Raw genomic sequence first — 18,206 nt, forward strand, 5'->3', positions numbered from 1 at the left:
TCCTATCTTATTATCTTTCTTAGTAATCCCAAAATGAGGAGCACAAAACCAATTGCAATTAACAGCAGCCCATAGCTTTGGATCTGTTCAAATGTAATTTGCAACAAGGTCCCAATCAATCCGCTAGCCTGGTCTGCCATACTTGCAATTTTGTTTGGAATTTCTGAATTTCCAATTAAAAAGGCTACTGCGGCCAACACAATACCACTCCATATTGCCGAAATACCCAAATAATATGCAATTCTAAAAATATTTCGATCGTGAATTATTAATAATAATGATAGAACAATAAATGAAATAATCCCAATGATGAATATCAGGCTATTTGTCTTTTTGACATTTGCAATTACCTTTGCCAGCTTTGCCGCTGGCGTTGCACTTATTTTGCTGGTAATATAAGAACTCATCCCACTCAAAAATGTATTCTGAGCAGACTGATAAACAGCATTATCGGTAGAAATACCGGCACTTTCAGCTTTTTTTGTAAGATTTTGCTCAATTTGTTTCTTAATCAACGCACTATCAATTATCTCGCTTTTCCCAGCATAAATATTACGTGTAACACTTGCTAAGTCTGTTTTAACTTGACTCTCAGTAACTAGATTAGATGTTAAAGAAGATGGTATATTATTTTGAGATGCTAAAGCAGCCACAACACTATTTAGAGTGGTTGTAGCCTGCTTGACATAAACTGTTTTAGTAACCTCTGAAACAGCTACCTTGACGTTCAGTATTGTATTTTTCAGTGCATATGTACCAGCAATCATCATCAATGCTATACCGATAAAAAATACTAAGTACCGGCTCACACTCTTTCCTGGTTCATTTGTATACCGTTCTTTTCCAGTACGTCTGTATGTTTGTCCTGGTTCAATCAACATAAAACACCAACCTTTTAAAGTTATCTAAAATCCTACTATCAGTATAACCCAAAAAATCAGATTAAAAACAACATCTACTCATTCTTAATCTTAAAGTGTTTCATTACAGCATAACTTCCAAGTAGACAGACTATACCCGTTAGTATGGCCACAACAAATGGCATAGTTGGATTCCAGTCCCCTACCTTTACATTAGTTCCACCATACCCAATAATAAAATGAAGAAAAGAGTCAGCATTTTTGATAGCATTTCGCATATGGTCATTTTGTGCGGCCATCGAAATCCAATTAATAAAGACCACGCCCATTACAAAAAGCCCAATAAAGATATACACTTTAGCCTTTTTAGTGAATAAACTGAAAATACTACCTACCATGATTGCACCAATCATTACAACCGATGTTGAAATTAAAATAAAGCATAACCCCATAAAAGAATTCATTGCTGTACTGCCAAAATACTTGCCATACACCTGCATATACAGAGAGTTTCCTTGCCATGAATGGTGTGTGTATGGATTTAAAAGTGCTACGACAATTGCGATTAACTGTCCCAAAATACTAATAGCTAAAAAGGAAAGTATTCTTGCCTTCCAAAATGTCTTGCGTGATATTCCATTTTGAATTAATAATTTAAAATCATTGTAAGGAAAAAGTGCAATTCCTGAAATAAGAATGGCAAGAATTGGACCTACTTCAGTGTTTTTTAAAGCATTATTTACAGAAAGATTCTCAACATTAAATCCATTAAATACCCAGGGGAAGAATAGTGACGAAAAGATTAACCAAACTAACATATAGCCAAGTTTTCTAAGTGTATTCTTAAAAAAATAATTGGTAACACTAATTTCTTTTTTTGTCATCATTTCTTAGTCTCCTCCATATTAGTAAGATTAACGAAGAGTTTTTGCAAATCCATCCTCTCAACAGAAACAGTATCTGGCAAGATCCGATTATCATCCAAATTACCATAAACATAATTTCCATGAATGCTTCCCAGATTCTCTTTACCTATTATGTTGAGACCACGACAATAATCATCAACATCTTTTTGTGGTCCGGCTATCAAGTATGCCTTTTTTAATACATCTTCGACATCACCATCAATCACGATCTCCCCATGACAAAGAATAAAGACATGTTCGAGCATATTCGTGATTTCTTCAATGATATGCGTTGAGATTATAAACGTTTTTTGTGTTTTGACATAATTGTCAAGTAGCTCACGATAGAAAAGTTCACGATGATTTGCATCCAACCCTAAAATAGGTTCGTCTAAAAAAATATATCTTGCGGGGACAGCCAAAGCAATAATCAACTTAAAAATACTTCGATAGCCTGTTGATAATTTACCGAATTTTTGCTTTACATCTAAGCCAAACTTGTTAGCTAACTCATTAGCATAATCATAATTGAATGAACCATAAAAAAGTTCCGTCAATTTGAAGATTCTCTCAATCTTCGCTCCTTCAGGATAAAGATTACGTTCACTCATCAAATAAATTTGGCCTAATGCCTCATCATGGTCAAAAACACTTTTACCATCCAATAATACATCGCCAGAATCCGAAAATATTCTGTTGGCCATGATACTTAGCAAAGTACTCTTCCCTGCACCATTTCGTCCAAGGAGGCCATATATCTTTCCAGGTTCTAATTCTAAACTAACATCGGATAAGATTTTCTTTTTATTAAAACTTTTTTGAATATTCTTAACTTCAATTCCCATATCAATCAAAACCCCCGTTTGATTAAATCTAGTAGTTCTTCCTTCGATATCTGTAACCTTTTAGCCTCATCAACAACTTGAACAATCTTATCTTGATAAAATAATTCCCGTCGTTTCCTTACAAGTTTTTCGTATGCACCTTGAGCAACAAACATCCCAATCCCGCGCTTTTTTTCAACCAAGCCGTCACTTACCAATAGATTAATTCCCTTAAGCACTGTTGCAGGATTGATATGAAAATCCCGCGAAATTTCAGTGGTCGAAGGAATCTGCTCTTCTTCGGCATAGTTTTTAGTAAAAATAGCTTCCTCAATCTGACTGGCGACCTGCAAATAGATTGGTTCCGTGCTGTTAAAATTAAATTGCATCTTTTTCACCTCATCATCATCAACCGTAAACTCAAGGATACTAACTTTAGTCATTAATTGTCAAATCTTCTTTAGTACAATCCTTTGATACATGAAGAGCACTATGAAATAGTATAGTAGATATAATACGGCAAATATCGTAAATGGCAGCCAAATACCATAGTATGGATTAATCAGTATCCCCTTAAACAAGTTCAAGCCAATTAAAACATGTACAACACCTACAACTGCCGGTAAAACGAACAATATTCCAATTTCCTTAGCAATTGCTCCTTGCAGTAATGACTTACGCACGCCCAATTTAGCCAACATCGAATACCTTCTGACATCTTCAAATGCACCTGAGAGAATTTTAAACATCAAGCAGCTTGCTAACATTGCCAAAAAAGCAATTCCAAGGAAGATTCCCATAAACTCTAGTCCTGAATAAAGTGGCTTTACCACATAAATTTTTGCATCATAGTTTCCCTGAATCGCATCTGTCCTATCTTTCTGTTTACTTTTTGCATATTCAAGATTTGAGATTTGCGAAAGAATACTCTGTGCATCAGGTGTATCTTTTGCTCTAAAGAATAAAGCAGTCTGTTGTTGCCCCTGAATTGCAGTAAATTTTTGTGCATCTACGAGCACGACCTGCCTGTTAGGCTGTATGCTCTCTGTAAATTTTTGCAATGGATAGCTGTCTTTTTTGAGTTCAGCAACACTTAACTTTGCATAACTTGAAGTAAAACTTTTGCTATTAAATTTAACAGTTTGAAATGGCTGTTTTTCAAACTGTGTTTCTTCGAAATAAACAGCATTTCCCGAAACCTTATATGAATAACTTGATTGCTGTTCAATGTCTAATTTTTTGATTAGGGTCCGTTGTTTCGAAGTTGGCTGGAATAGGCCAAAGGTATATGCAGATTGTGCTTCTGCCGTCTTGTCTGTAATATTATTGAAACCAATACCCGTTGTTATCGCACCGAGTGCTAGTGCCAATAGCATTGTAACTACTGTTAAAATTTTGGTATAGTCGTGTACTCGAAACTCTAGTTGTCCCAAAGTAAATCCATTTAAGTTTTTCTTTGCTAAGTTTGTTTTACGCAACAAACTAATTCCAACTGTCACAATCGAATTAAAGACAAAAAATGTTCCAAAGGTAATTGTAAATAAACTAATCGGAATGGTCTTACTCCCATATTTAACTGCATTTTGGATTACCCCATATCCAATCGTGAGCAAAATAATACCAATTAGAGCTTGGATAAACTGCATCCACATAGGAAGCTGTTTTTTTGCAGCTTTTTGCTGACTCTTTAATAATTTGAGTGCAGGTTTCCTTGTCATTAAGAAAGTATTGTAAATTGCTGCCAAGAAGAATAGACCAAGATATAGGATGAAGGTCCAAAGAATTGCTTTCCACCAAATGGGTGCATAATATCTTGCAGTTAAGCCTAAAGACTTTATAACGATATTTTGCATTCCTGTACTCAACACAATGCCAACAATAACACCAACGACTGTCGATAAAAAACCAATCAACATTGTTTCTATCCAAATTAATTGTCCAATTTTCCCCTTGCGTGCTCCCAACATCATGAATAATCCATAATCTCTTTGCCGCATACTTAACAAGAAATTGTTTGCATAGTTAATATATACAAGCGTGATCAACGTTAATAAGATAGAACCAAAGGCAAATATATATCCTATCATGCTGACTATTGCACCATTTTCTTTCAAGTATCTTCCATTCGTTGAGAGTGTCTCAAACAAATAAAAAATGGAGCTTGAAATTACCAATCCTGAAAAAAGTACTAAGTAATCTTTCCAACGATTTTTAATACCATTTACCGCTAACTTTTGTAGCATTAATTCTCCCCCCCACTCTATTGCTCAAACGTTCCTAAAAGGTCTAAGACCTCTTGGTAGAAATTACTCCGATTTTGATTATCTTCTCTGATTAGTTCACGTTCAATCCTGCCATCTTTAATAAAAATTATTCTTTTGCAAAAACTTGCTGAAAAGGCATCATGGGTAACCATCAAAATTGAAGTTCCCATATTTTTATTGACTTCTGACATAAGCTCCAATAATTCGCGGGCAGACTTTGAATCAAGTGCCCCTGTTGGTTCATCACCAAATAAAATTGCTGGATTATGTACCAAAGCTCGCGCGCACGCAACTCTTTGCTTTTGCCCACCGGAAAGTTCACTTGGATACTTTTTTAATAGCTCAAAGATACCAAGTTCACTAGCAACCTTTGTTATAATCGCATCAATCCTCTTAGCTGAGACTCCTTGTAAAGATAGCGGCAAGCCTATATTTTCTGCAGCAGTTAAATTCTCAAGAAGGTTAAAGTCCTGAAAGATGAATCCAATTCTACTAGCACGAAAATCAGCAAGTGCATTTCCTTTTAACTTTGCTATTTCTTCGCCCTTTATCTTTACTGAACCACTAGTTGGCTTGTCAAAAGTTGCAAGCATGTTCAAAAGAGTTGTTTTTCCTGAACCAGAAGCTCCCATGATTCCAACAAATTCTCCATCTTTGACACTAAAATTAACTGCTTTTAATGCTTCATATTGTTTTTCATTCTTTTTACCATATATTTTTCTCAGATTATTGACTTCGATAATTGTTTCTTGCATCCTTATCTCCTCCATTTTTGTTAATCGGTTAATCACTTGTGTAACTAACCATATCACTAACGAACTGTTGAGTCAATCAAAAAAAGGGATTAGGTCAAAAATTGAATTTTGATCTAATCCCTTATTGATTCTAAATAACCAAAGTATATTTCATAAATTAAGCAGTTAAAAACAACTAGCAGGCTCTTTGCTCATGAGCAAAGAGCCTGCCACATTCGAAATCTAGCGACTTTATTACATTTCCTGCCTTTTTTAATCACAAGAAAATTATAAAATCTACCGCAAAAAAGACGTAGTACTTCATCATAATGAATATCCTATTTTATGATTTTGAACTTCTCGGCCAAATTCGTTTTTAATTTCTTTGAACTGTTCTGTAATTCTGCAACATTACCTGTAAATTCTTCCATTGTTGCCAAAACCTCCTCGGAATTGGCTGAAACTTCCTCAGTTCCGGCAGCATTCTCTTCGGTCGAGGCAGAAATACTTTCTAAATTACTTAAAACACGAGTTTGAATCTCTTCAATACTCTTACTTGCAGTTTCTACATCTTCAATCTTCTTAGCAACATCCTTATTTTTGTTAAAGACTTGCCTTGATGAATCAATTGCTTCCTTTATCAGAGCTGATTGCTTCTCTCCACCCGCTAAAGATTCATTGGTCTGTTGTGCCATCTCTGCAGACTGCTCAGTGATCATTCCGATTATTTTTTCAATTTCATTTGTTGATTCTTTGGTCTGTTCTGAGAGTTTCCTAATCTCACTAGCGACAACTGAGAACCCCTTTCCGGCTTCCCCAGCACTTGCAGCCTCGATCGAGGCATTTAGAGCCAGCAAGTTCGTCTGCTGTGAAATCCCATTTATTACACTTATTATTTTATCAATATTCTTAACATCTTCATTCATTTCGTTCATTGCATGATTTAATTTCTTCATTCTTGCCAATTCCTGGTTCCAATTACTATCGACATTTCCTGCAGCTTTGATACTCTCGCTATTCAAATCAGATGCCTCTGTCGATTTTTGAGTCATCTCAGTTACATTTCCCCGTAATTCTTGTACAACCTTAGATAAGCCTTTTACCTGTTCCACACTCTTTCCAGTTTCTTGTGCCTGAACACTGGTCACTTCCGCGATTCCCGTGATCGTTTTTGAAACTTCTTCTGTTGCCGTTTCAGTCTGTTGTGCCAAAGTAAACAATGTATCCGACTTTTGAGCAACATTGTCGCCTTCTTGCTGGATTTTTACGATAAGTTCAGAAATCGAATTAACCATCTTATTAAAGCTTGCACTTAAAATTTGAATTTCATTCCCCGATTCATCAGGTTTTATCATGGACTTTGTAGCTCTGAATAATTTAGCATTATTTAATTTTTTGTTATCAATTATTTCCAGCTCTCCATTCCCAGCCTTTTCAAAGTAGTCTTTTAAGTCACGGAAAACTTGCTTGATTATTTTTGTTGTCATAATCGATATCACAATAACGGCGACAACCATGATTAATGAAATAACGATTGAATTTCTTACTAGTGCACCTAACTCCAGATTCAATTCACTTGCTTTTGTTTGCGCAACAGCAAAGGTTTGGTTGCTATCTCCCTTATCAAAATAAGCTTCTTGAATTTTTGACTGTCCCTTAGGAAGTACGCTACCCTTTGTCTTCGAAGAACCCACGACTGCCTTAAATAGAGCTGTCTTCTTAATATTTTTACCAATTAACTTTTTATTTTTTGAAGCAACTACAATGCCATCATCCGAAACTAGCATCACGTTACCAGTACGTCCAACCTTCGTATTTTCTATACCACTCTGGACGATGCTGTATGAAACATTGAAAGATAACACTCCCACCTGTCCATATTTATTTTTTATAACCTTAGATACACTTGTCGTATATTGATTTGTCTTAGCCGTAGCAGTTAAAAAAGGTTTTGAAAAAAAAGTTGCACCATTTTTTGTTATAGCTCCTTTAAACCATGGTCGAACTGTTGGATCGAAATTACTCGTCAACTTGTTACTGTTAGCTACAAAATCACCATTTTTCTCTGAGAAGATAGCGCCTTCAATTATCTTATTACTATCTTCAGCACTTCTGATACTTTCCTTAATGGCCTTTAAATCGAATTTTTCTTTAAAAGCCTTTTGCTTTGCAATTCCATCTAAGGCATCACTAGCTTGTTTCGTTAATTCTTTTCGTGTACTTATCGCAGTATTAACCGCACCAGTTTTACTGGCATCGTTTCTTTGCACTAATAAGCTATATGTATTAACATACGAGCTCAGCAACATAACCAAGATTGGTGTGATTGTTACAAAAATTAAGACCGCTGCACACACACGCCCGATACTTTTATTTTTTCCCTTTGTCATTACTGCATTCCCCTCCAAAATTTTAGGTTTTTAGTTCTATTGTTTTGAATCGGAAAAAAAGCAGGACATTTAAGTATGTCCTGCTTTTTATTGCAATAAATCTAAAATATTTATTTAATTTTACTTGCTCGTTTGAAACTGTTGATAATACCAACATCGTCCGTCTGTAAAATCAATCCTGAATATAACCTGCCAACATATATTGCTAAGCCAAAAGTCGCAGCTAACAATACGAGTAATGATAATCCCACTTGAATAAAGCTGACATCACTGTATATCAAACGCATTGGCATAAAGAACGATGAGATAAATGGAATGAAGGATGCGACTTTTACAATAATGTTATTCGCATTTTGGCCAAATACCAATGATCCGATAAATCCAACCAGGACAACATAGAGCACTGGCTGGACCGCCTTTGAAGTATCTTCGGGACGAACAACGAGTGCCCCGCATAATGCTGCCAAAATTGTAAAAATAATTACCCCCAACAAAACATAAATCAAATTAACTGATAACAGATTGCTTACTACTTTACCAATCATTGTATTATATTCTGCGAACATTTTTTTGGAAATTTCCATTTTTGGTAAAATCAGATACATGGCTCCCCCGCCAACCAGATAAATCAAAAGATGCGTTGCAATTACAGCAAAAGTTCCAAGTATTTTACCGTAAAAATATCTCTGAGCCGGCATACTAGAAAACACCATTTCCATAATTTTTGTTCCTTTTTCGGATGCAATATCTTGCGCTACAGTTGTCGTATAGGTAATCAAGATAAAATACATCAGAAAAATTGTAATTGTGAATGAAATGGTTTTGATTGTTTCGTCAGACTCTCCTTTTTTAGATACCTGCTGCTCTAAAATTGCTTGTCTTGCGAGTGCTTTTAGTTGTCCCGATGTCAGTTGTGCCTCTAGGACATTTAGATTCTGCTGATTTACCTGCAGTACTTGCTGAAAATGAGTTTTTTGTGTAATACTGAGTTTTTCTTTTCCAACATATTTGGCTGACAATTGACTATTTTTTTGATTGACTACCAAATAGCCCTTTATTTTTTCTTTTTTTAATGCATTTTGAGCACTCTTTTGTGAATGATACTTAAGTGTCATTTCGTCTTTATCATACCTTAGCTGTTTAGCTATTTTCTTATTAGTTGAAACAATTGCAATCTGATCACTGCTACTCTCACCAAGTGTACTGCTTAAATAGCCAAATCCAAATGAGATAAAGATAAATATAAAGGGTGATATTACAAGCAAAATGAAACTCCAGCTCTTAACCTGTCTTCTATACGTCTCCATAAGAACTAATAAAATCTGTTTCATCTCACTTACCCGCCTTCATTTTAAATATTTCATTCAATGTTGGCGGTTGCTGATCAAAGGTTTTTACATAATGTCCGCCCGTAACTTCATTAAATATTTCTTTACCGTATTTTTCATCTTCAATATCTAAGCGATACGTTCCAAACTTAGTTTTCTCCACAGCTGTCACATGGGCCAAGTTTTGGAGCTCCTCTTGCGTCATTTCAGTTTGTACAAAAATTCTGGTACTTCCGAAACTAAGACGCAGTGCTTGAATCTCACCATCTAAAACTACTTGTCCAGCGCTGATCATTACAAGTTTGTCACAAAGTTCCTCAACATTAGTCATGTCGTGATCAGAAAAAATAATTGTCGCACCTCGCTTTTTTTCAGCTAAAATGACTTCCTTTAATAAATCAGTATTAACCGGATCTAGACCGCTAAAAGGTTCATCCAAAATGATCAGCATTGGTTGATGGATTAGTGTACATATTAATTGTACCTTTTGCTGATTTCCTTTAGACAAGCTTTTTATTTTATCATCTATTTTCCCCTTAACCTCAAGCTTATCCATCCATTTAAGCAATTCTTTTCGTGTGACATTTGCAGCCATCCCCTTTAAGCTTGCCAAAAATCTAACTTGTTGAAAGACCGTCAGCTTCGGCATTAGGCTTCTTTCTTCTGGTAAGTAGCCGATACTCTTATATGTTTTATCCGTGATTTGAGTATCGTCAAATACTATTGAGCCGTCAGACTTAACAAAATTCAAAATACTATGAAAAATCGTTGTTTTTCCTGCCCCATTCTTGCCAATCAGTCCAGTAATCTCACCTGAATCCGCAGAAAAGTTAATATCTTTCAAAACCTGTTTATTCCCAAAGTTCTTACTTAATTGGGTTATTTTTAACATCTACTTGCCCCTTATCTTCTATAAATATTATGTATTCCTAACACTATACCGATATTTAACTTTTTTTTCACTCGTTTTTAATAAGTGTTTCCCTAATATTGTCTAGAATAGACTGTTGCAACTTATTGAAAACATGCGACCGCCGATAAGCAATACTCGTTACGAACATAGGAACATCTGTATCCAACAATTCAACTTTGACAATATCTTCACGCGTGGGATTCACAACTGCTGTCAAGAATCCTATTCCAACCCCATCAGCAATCAGGTTCATCAAACTGTGTGTGCCATTCGACCTGAAAACAATGTGTGGTCGAAAATAGTTACGTGCAGCGAGCAAATCAAATGCATGATTATGCACAAATCCATTTTTGAACAACACAAAATCTTCACCTCTTAGATCTTTGAACCACACTTTTTTTCTTTGTGCCAATGGATGGTTTCTAGCTACAAATATCTCAAAAGGTTGGCGATCAAATTCCTCTGTCATAATTAATTCATCACTTAATGGATCAATTGAACCCAGCAATGCCATATCAATTTCGCCATTTTGTAGTGCTTTCAAAGTTGTTCTTGAGCCATACTCCATTGTCTGAATCTTGTCTAATAAACCAACTTTTTTTAAATTTTTAGCAACTCTAGGAAAATAATTGTTTTCAATAATAGGTGGCAGTCCCATTGACAGCATTTTTAACCGACTACTCGTAATTTCTTTTTGAGCCAAATTATAATGCAGCAGCATCCTCTTAGCATGATTTAATAATTGCTCCCCACTATCAGTTATCATTAATCCTCCTTGCGCACGATGCCTGATAATTAAGCGTGAATTAACTTCTTCTTCCAATCTCTTTAGTGCAAAAGTGATTGTGGGCTGGCTAACTCCAAATTCTTGCGCAACTTTTGAAAAATTTTTAATTTCTGTCAGCCTTATAAAATATTCAAGATCCCTCGTGTTCATAAAAAGTTCCTCCTCCCCTTGATAAAGCAGCATTCTAAAACTCATTATAAGAAATTATTATTAAAAAAATATTTTTTGACTATAAAAAACCAATAGATCTATTCTATGTATATCTTAACAAAAGGAAGGTCTAAATAACATGGGAATGAATATTTTAAATGATCCGTTCAAAAACAAAGGTACAGCTTTTACATTAGAAGAACGTAAAGAACTCGGCTTAGAAGGTCTCTTGCCTCCATATGTTCAGACACTTGACCAACAAGTTGCTCAAACATATGCACAATTCCAAACAAAACCAACTGATCTTGAAAAGCGCATGTTTTTAATGGAAATTTTCAATGAAAATCATGTACTCTTCTACAAACTTTTTAGTGAACATGTAGTTGAATTCATGCCAATTGTCTACGATCCAACGATTGCAGATACCATTGAAAACTACAGTGAATTATACGTACAGTCTCAAAATGCTACTTTCTTATCCATCGATAATCTCGATGCTATTGAAAACTCACTTAAAAATGCCGCTAATGGCCGCAACATTAGATTGATTGTTGTGACTGATGCCGAAGGAATACTTGGTATTGGCGATTGGGGAACAAATGGCGTTGATATTGCCGTTGGTAAGTTGATGGTCTACACCGCAGCTGCCGGAATTGATCCTAGTCAAGTATTACCTGTTGTTTTAGATGCTGGTACAAACAATGACAAGCTTTTAAATGATCCACTTTATCTCGGTAATCATCATAGCCGTATCACCGGTGACAAGTATTACGAATTTGTTGATAAGTTTGTTGAATCTGCTGAACGCTTATTCCCAAATCTGTATCTTCACTTTGAAGATTTTGGTCGTGATAACGCTGCTAACTTGCTTAATAAATATAAAGACAAAATTACAACGTTCAATGATGATATTCAAGGTACAGGGATTATTACTCTTGCTGGAATTCTTGGTGCATTGAACATCTCCAAACAAAAAATGACTGATCAAATTTATCTTTGCTTTGGTGCTGGTACTGCAGGAGCTGGAATTACAAAACGAATTTATGATGAGTTTATTCAAGAAGGTCTAAGCGAGGAAGAAGCTCGTAAACATTTCTATATGGTCGACAAGCAAGGCCTGTTGTTCGATGATGATACAACTTTGACACCAGAACAAAAACCTTTTGCTCGTTCAAGGAGTGAATTTGATAATGCTGATGAATTAACAAACCTTTTGGCAGTCGTAAAAGCAGTTCATCCAACGATTCTTGTTGGTACATCTACACAGCCAGGTGCATTCACAGAAGATGTCGTTCGCGAAATGGCTGCTCACACTGAGAGACCTGTTATCTTCCCACTTTCTAACCCAACCAAACTAGCAGAAGCTAAGGCTCATGATTTGATTGAATGGACTGAAGGACGTGCACTTGTCGCTACTGGTATTCCAGCTCCTGATGTTGAATTCAATGGTGTATCATATCATATCGGTCAGGCAAATAATGCTCTCGTATATCCTGGGCTTGGACTAGGTGTGATTGCTTCAACTGCAACAGTATTGAATGACGAAATGATTTCAGCTGCTGCTCATTCACTAGGTGGTATCGTTGACCCTGAAGAGGCTGGAGCTGCTGTTTTACCTCCTGTTTCAAAACTTGATCGTTTTTCAACCACAGTTGCTCTCGCAGTTGCTGAGAGTGCCAAGATTCAAGGATTAACAAGAGAAAAAATAGATGATGTTGCTACTGCCATAAATGATGCCAAATGGGCACCTGAATACTAAGGAGGACTTAGGTATCTTGGCTACAAAAATAAATTATAAGAAGTTTATTATTCCCATCGTTGTAGCACTAGTTATTTGGTTAGCAACTCCTTTCCGTCCTGAGAGCGTCTCGATTGCCGCGTGGCATATGCTGGCAATATTTGTTGCTACCATCATTGGCTGTATCACACAACCACTACCAATTGGTGCAGTTGCAATTTTGGGATTTACTACAACCGTTATTACACATGAAGTTCCTATTGATACTGCAGTTGCAGGATTCGGTAATAACAGTATCTGGTTAATTGCAATGGCATTCTTCATTTCAAGAGGGTTCATCAAAACCGGATTAGGACGCAGAATTGCTCTCGGATTTGTAAGAATTTTTGGTAAAAAAACGCTTGGACTTGCATACTCATTAATTGGTGTTGATTTGATTCTTGCACCTGCTACACCAAGTAACACCGCCCGTGCAGGTGGCATCATGTACCCAATTATCAATTCTTTGTCTAGGTCCTTTGGTTCTGCTCCTGAGGATAATACTCAACGTAAAGTTGGATCATTTTTGACCTTTGCTGAATTTCACGGAAATATGATTACCGCCGCAATGTTCTTAACTGCAATGGCAGGCAATCCGTTAGCACAGTCTCTAGCAAAAAGTGCGCATATCAATATTTCCTGGATGGGATAGTTTATCGCTGCACTTGTTCCTGGAGTAATAAGCTTAATCCTTGTTCCGTTTATTATATACAAGCTTTATCCACCTGAAATAAAAGAGACTCCTAACGCTAAAAACTGGGCTGATGAACAGCTTGCAGAAATGGGTAAGATGTCCTTACCTGAAAAGTTTATGGCTGGAATATTCGTTATTGCCCTGATTCTTTGGGTTTTAGGCGACACATTAAATGTAGATGCGACTTTGACTGCATTTATTGCTCTTTCTCTTCTATTATTAACTGGTGTACTTAGCTGGAGTGATATCTTACAAGAAAAAGGTGCATGGAACACATTAACGTGGTTTTCTATACTGGTAATGATGGCTAATGAACTGAATGTACTTGGTTTTATTCCATGGCTAAGTAAGACTATTGCAAGTTGTGTACATGGCTTGTCATGGCCTCTTGTCTTGATTGTTCTAATCTTGTTCTATTTCTACTCACATTACCTCTTTGCAAGTGCAACAGCACATGTTAGTGCAATGTATTCTGCTTTGTTAGGTGTAGCTGTCGCTTCTGGTGTTCCACCCTTGTTGGCGGCACTATTCCTTGGTTTCTTTGGTAATCTATTTGCATCCACTACTCATTACAGTAATGGTCCAGCACCTATTCTTTTCTCAGCAGGATATGTTTCACAGAAAGATTGGTGGCGTCTGAATGCAATATTAGGTATCGTCTATCTGGTTGTTTGGCTCGGACTAGGCAGCTTATGGATGAAAATTTGTGGAATTTATTAGCATAATCTATTAGTTGATAAAATAATTCATTTAAGATAAAAAAGCGCAGATTGAGCAAAAAAGTTCAATTTGTGCTTTTTATTACCTAAAATATCTCAAATAATTTCTTCTTGCAAACTTATTATAAATAATATTTAATAAATAAATATTCACTTTATTTTTCAAAGAAAACTGCTACATACAGCTAATTAAATAATTAAAAACCCCGGTTTCTATAATTTAAATGAGGTTTTAGTTAAATTCTATTTAAAAAGTTCTCAATAACCGTTACTTTATTAAATATGAAGTTTATAAAAATTCGAAATTTATTTCAGCATAATTAGAGGTGTTAAAGGTGATAGCTTACAAATATGATTTTGTACCTGCGGGTGAACAGGCTCTCCATATTGCTTTCCCTGAACAGATTGACGTTTCAGAAAACCAATTGATCCAAGAGTTAGCTCAACAACTGCAGTCTCGCTTTATTTATGAAATCACAGATATTGTTCCTGCATATAGGACGTTAACCATCAGTTTTGACATCAGAAAAACAACTTATTACGAATTCAGCTCCAAGTTAAAGGTTTTTTTGACCCATTATGTTCCAGATACAAAAAATGATCACGGTCGTATATTTGAAGTTCCTGTTTGTTATGACCCCGAGTTTGGGATAGATCTCGAAGATGTTGCTGCTTTTGGGAATATAAGCGTCGAAGAATTAATCAAACTTCATTCGGCTAATAATTATTTTATTTATATGATGGGATTCCTGCCAGGATTTGCCTTTATGGGAAATGTTCCAGATCGAATTGCAATGCCTAGGCTTTCTGCTCCACGAGCTTCAATTGCTCCTGGAAGCGTAGCAATTGCAGGAAAGCAGGCCGGAATGTATCCTGTCGATTCACCAGGCGGTTGGCGAATTCTTGGTAGGACTCCAATTACACTTTATACTCCAAATAATCCACTGCCACCATTCCAAGCAGGGGATTGGATCAAGTTTTCTCAAATTGACCGAACTGATTATTCAGCGATAAAAGAACTTGATGCTCATGGTGAATATCAGCTTAAAATAATTTCAGAATGAAAGGAGAAAATTATGCCACATATTGAGATTATTAATTCAGGCTTGGCCGCAACTATCCAAGACCTTGGGCGTACCGGTCACCAAGCAAAAGGCATCCCTGTTTCAGGTGCTATTGATCAATATTCACATCGGTTAGCTAACATTCTGGTAAATAATTCTGAAAAATCCGCAACCTTAGAATTTAGTATTCTTGGACCTACCATAGAGTTCAATGTTGAAACATTCATTGCAATTACCGGTGGCGATTCTGCTCCTATACTCAATGATTCAAATATCAGCTTAAATACTACATATCCAGTAAAAAAAGGTGATATCTTAGCATTTCATCCCATGAAGAGCGGCCGTTTTGGCTATATTGCTTTTGCTGGTAATGGGCTTCAAGTTGAACCTATTCTTGGAAGCCGTTCTACTAATACAAGACTTAATCTCGGTGGATATCATGGACGAGCACTTGCAAAAGGAGATTGTTTAACCATCGACAACTGCTATCAAATGCCAAGTCTAGCAAACCGTAGCCTGCCTTGGAGCAAACCGACTGGAAATTCGATTCGTTTTATCAAGGGACCACAATGGAACCTATTTTCCGAAAGTGCAAAACAAGTGTTTAAAGATGGACCATTTACCATTTCAACACAAGCCGATCGCATGGGATTCAGATTAGATGGACCGACTCTTGAGATACCACAAAAAAACATGCTGTCTGAAGGTGCTGTTCTAGGAAATATCCAAATAACTAGGGCCGGTCAACCAATTGTTTTGTTAGCGGATCGCCAAACTGCAGGCGGTTATCCAGTAATTGCAACAATAATTGGTGCCGATCTTGGTAAATTTGTTCAATTTGCTTCAAACAGCCCACTTCTTTTTGAAGAAGTTTCACTCAAGAAAGCCACTGCCGCCCTTCGCAGCCAGTACCGTTTCTTGGGTGAACTGGCAGATTCCATTTATCAAAAAAGGTATCAATATCCTATTGGCCCTATTAGAAAAACAAGTAAAAAGATTGAAGAAATGATTTTCAATAGTTAAAGGAGACTTCTGTTATGGAAATACCAAGTTTGGATGAACTGATTAACAAATTTCAAGAGGCAGGTCTTACACATCTTGAGATTAAAAATGGCGAAGATAAAATTGTTTTGAAAAAGGAAATAACAGCCTCCTCTCCTATTAATTCAGTTGCAAGCGAACAAAAACCTGCAGTTAATGTAAAGCCTGCAGAAAGTAAGAAACTCACAATAAATGCTCCATTCGTTGGAACCTTCTACACATCACCAAGTCCACAAGAAGATTCCTTCGTCAAGGTTGGAGACAAAATTCAAAAGGGACAAGTCGTTGGCATCATAGAAGCTATGAAGATGATGACTGAAGTTAAGTCTGAGGTTGCTGGTACTATTACAGACATTCTAGTTGCTAATGAGAGTACCGTTGAATACAATACGCCCCTCATTGCACTTAAGAATTGAGGTGTTGGTTTTGAAAAAAGTTCTTGTTGCTAATCGTGGAGAGATTGCTGTTCGAATCATCCGCGCCTGTCATAATCTTGGTTTAAAGGCAGTAGCCGTATACTCCACTGCTGATAAAAATAGTTTACATGTTCAATTAGCGGATGAGGCTATCTGTATTGGACCAGCTGAACCAAATAAAAGTTATTTAAACATTCACGAAATAATCGCGGCTGCAGAGATCACCCAATCGGACGCTATTCATCCAGGATATGGTTTCTTATCCGAAAATGAAGAATTTGCTAAAAAATGCGAAGATGAAAAAATCACTTTTATTGGTCCTCAGTCACATGTGATTGCACTAATGGGTGAGAAATCTCGTGCACGTGAAACGATGTTGGCGGCGGATGTTCCTGTCGTTCCAGGAGGAGATACCGAATTTACTGACGTAATCAGTGGTTTAGCATATGCTAAAAAGATTGGCTTTCCAGTTATGCTAAAGGCAAGTGCCGGTGGTGGCGGTAAGGGAATGCGCGTGATTAAAAGTGCTGATCTCTTCGCCAAAGAATTTGGTTTGGCCCAAAGTGAGGCCCAACACGCCTTTAATGATAATCATATGTATCTTGAAAAATATCTCCCTCATCCACGTCATATTGAAGTTCAAATCATTGCTGATCAACAAGGCAATGTAACAGCAGTTGGTGAACGGGACTGCACCATCCAACAGCATCACCAAAAAGTAATTGAAGAAGCCCCTGCAATCGCATTGCCAGAAGAAACTCGGCAAAAAATGTTTGCTGTTTCTGTGAAGGCTGCAAAAAAAATTGGTTATATTGGTGCAGGAACGATGGAATTCTTATTAGATGACCCAGAACATTTTTATTTTATGGAGATGAACACTCGCATACAGGTTGAGCATCCCGTCAGTGAATTAACAAGTGGACTTGATCTTGTTGAATTGCAGTTGCTCGTTGCTCAGGGCAAATCTCTCCCTTTTAAGCAGGAACGTATCTCAGCAAATGGGTTTGCATTGGAATGTCGTATAAATGCTTTAACTGCAGGTAAAATATCGGGCTTACATCTTCCAGCTGGATATGGGATCCGTGTAGACACAGGTCTCTATCAGGGATATGTTGTTCCTCCTAACTATGACTCAATGATTGCTAAAATCATTACTTTTGCCCCCTCAAGGCAAAAGGCGATTACTTTAATGAAAAATGCACTTGATGAAACAGTCATCTCAGGTGTGAATACAAACCTTGATTTTCTAATGCAGTTATTAAATGAATCTGATTATGTTGGAAATAAGACCGATATTAATTGGTTGGATAAATTAACTACCACAATCTAATTTGGAGGTG

At 36.6% G+C, this 18,206-nt stretch carries 15 protein-coding genes and 1 pseudogene; 6 read left to right on the forward strand and 10 right to left on the reverse strand.

What is annotated here, in order from left to right; all coding sequences use genetic code 11:
* Positions 1–2: 2 nt before the first annotated feature.
* The 10 genes from IV36_RS05900 to IV36_RS05945 all read right to left on the reverse strand — a co-directional run bounded on the left by IV36_RS05900 (position 3) and on the right by IV36_RS05945 (position 11,155).
* A complete protein-coding gene (locus IV36_RS05900; RefSeq protein ID WP_056991263.1) occupies positions 3–881 on the reverse strand; it encodes a hypothetical protein in 879 nt (292 codons plus the stop codon).
* A gap of 74 nt (positions 882–955) precedes the next feature.
* Positions 956–1,747 carry a hypothetical protein gene (locus IV36_RS05905; RefSeq protein ID WP_056991265.1) on the reverse strand — a complete coding sequence of 264 codons (792 nt, stop codon included), beginning with the start codon at positions 1,745–1,747 and terminating at the stop codon, positions 956–958.
* A complete protein-coding gene (locus tag IV36_RS05910) occupies positions 1,744–2,610 on the reverse strand; it encodes an ATP-binding cassette domain-containing protein (RefSeq protein WP_056991267.1) in 867 nt (288 codons plus the stop codon). The genes IV36_RS05905 and IV36_RS05910 overlap by 4 nt, the downstream gene beginning before the upstream one ends.
* 5 nt (positions 2,611–2,615) lie before the next feature.
* Positions 2,616–2,978: a GntR family transcriptional regulator gene (locus tag IV36_RS05915; RefSeq protein WP_187328433.1), complete on the reverse strand. Its 363-nt coding sequence runs from the start codon at positions 2,976–2,978 to the stop codon at positions 2,616–2,618.
* A gap of 60 nt (positions 2,979–3,038) precedes the next feature.
* Complete coding sequence (locus IV36_RS05920) at positions 3,039–4,832, reverse strand: FtsX-like permease family protein (protein WP_056991271.1); 1,794 nt, start codon at positions 4,830–4,832, stop codon at positions 3,039–3,041.
* A gap of 17 nt (positions 4,833–4,849) precedes the next feature.
* Positions 4,850–5,608, reverse strand: coding sequence for an ABC transporter ATP-binding protein (locus IV36_RS05925; protein WP_056991273.1), 759 nt, complete (start codon positions 5,606–5,608; stop codon positions 4,850–4,852).
* A gap of 317 nt (positions 5,609–5,925) precedes the next feature.
* On the reverse strand, positions 5,926–7,977 hold the full coding sequence (locus tag IV36_RS05930; RefSeq protein WP_056991275.1) for a methyl-accepting chemotaxis protein: 2,052 nt from the start codon (positions 7,975–7,977) through the stop codon (positions 5,926–5,928).
* Positions 7,978–8,087: 110 nt separating this feature from the next.
* Positions 8,088–9,308 (reverse strand): ABC transporter permease, encoded by a 1,221-nt coding sequence (locus IV36_RS05935; RefSeq protein ID WP_056991276.1) that lies wholly within the window; start codon positions 9,306–9,308, stop codon positions 8,088–8,090.
* A 1-nt stretch (position 9,309) separates the two neighbouring features.
* The gene (locus IV36_RS05940; protein ID WP_056991278.1) at positions 9,310–10,197 is read right to left on the reverse strand and encodes an ABC transporter ATP-binding protein; all 888 of its coding nucleotides are present in this window, start codon (positions 10,195–10,197) and stop codon (positions 9,310–9,312) included.
* Positions 10,198–10,264: 67 nt separating this feature from the next.
* A complete protein-coding gene (locus IV36_RS05945; RefSeq protein ID WP_056991280.1) occupies positions 10,265–11,155 on the reverse strand; it encodes a LysR family transcriptional regulator in 891 nt (296 codons plus the stop codon).
* Between the two features lie 139 nt (positions 11,156–11,294).
* Here IV36_RS05945 and IV36_RS05950 point away from each other — a divergent pair, with 139 nt between their 5' ends.
* The 6 genes and pseudogenes from IV36_RS05950 (at position 11,295) to IV36_RS05975 (ending at position 18,196) form a co-directional block, all read left to right on the forward strand.
* Positions 11,295–12,914 (forward strand): malolactic enzyme, encoded by a 1,620-nt coding sequence (locus IV36_RS05950; RefSeq protein WP_056991282.1) that lies wholly within the window; start codon positions 11,295–11,297, stop codon positions 12,912–12,914.
* Positions 12,889–14,346 (forward strand): annotated as a pseudogene (locus tag IV36_RS05955) (anion permease). The gene IV36_RS05950 and the pseudogene IV36_RS05955 overlap by 26 nt, the downstream one beginning before the upstream one ends.
* A 334-nt stretch (positions 14,347–14,680) precedes the next feature.
* Entirely contained in the window at positions 14,681–15,409 is a 729-nt protein-coding gene (gene pxpB / locus IV36_RS05960; protein ID WP_056991284.1) for a 5-oxoprolinase subunit PxpB, read from the forward strand.
* A gap of 12 nt (positions 15,410–15,421) precedes the next feature.
* The gene (locus IV36_RS05965; protein WP_056991286.1) at positions 15,422–16,432 is read left to right on the forward strand and encodes a 5-oxoprolinase subunit C family protein; all 1,011 of its coding nucleotides are present in this window, start codon (positions 15,422–15,424) and stop codon (positions 16,430–16,432) included.
* Between the two features lie 14 nt (positions 16,433–16,446).
* Positions 16,447–16,866 carry an acetyl-CoA carboxylase biotin carboxyl carrier protein gene (gene accB / locus IV36_RS05970; RefSeq protein WP_056991287.1) on the forward strand — a complete coding sequence of 140 codons (420 nt, stop codon included), beginning with the start codon at positions 16,447–16,449 and terminating at the stop codon, positions 16,864–16,866.
* A gap of 10 nt (positions 16,867–16,876) precedes the next feature.
* Positions 16,877–18,196 (forward strand): acetyl-CoA carboxylase biotin carboxylase subunit, encoded by a 1,320-nt coding sequence (locus tag IV36_RS05975; protein ID WP_056991289.1) that lies wholly within the window; start codon positions 16,877–16,879, stop codon positions 18,194–18,196.
* The last annotated feature ends 10 nt before the right edge of the window (positions 18,197–18,206 follow it).

The organism is Liquorilactobacillus mali, assembly GCF_001437155.1.
In the GTDB taxonomy this organism is placed as follows: domain Bacteria; phylum Bacillota; class Bacilli; order Lactobacillales; family Lactobacillaceae; genus Liquorilactobacillus; species Liquorilactobacillus mali_A.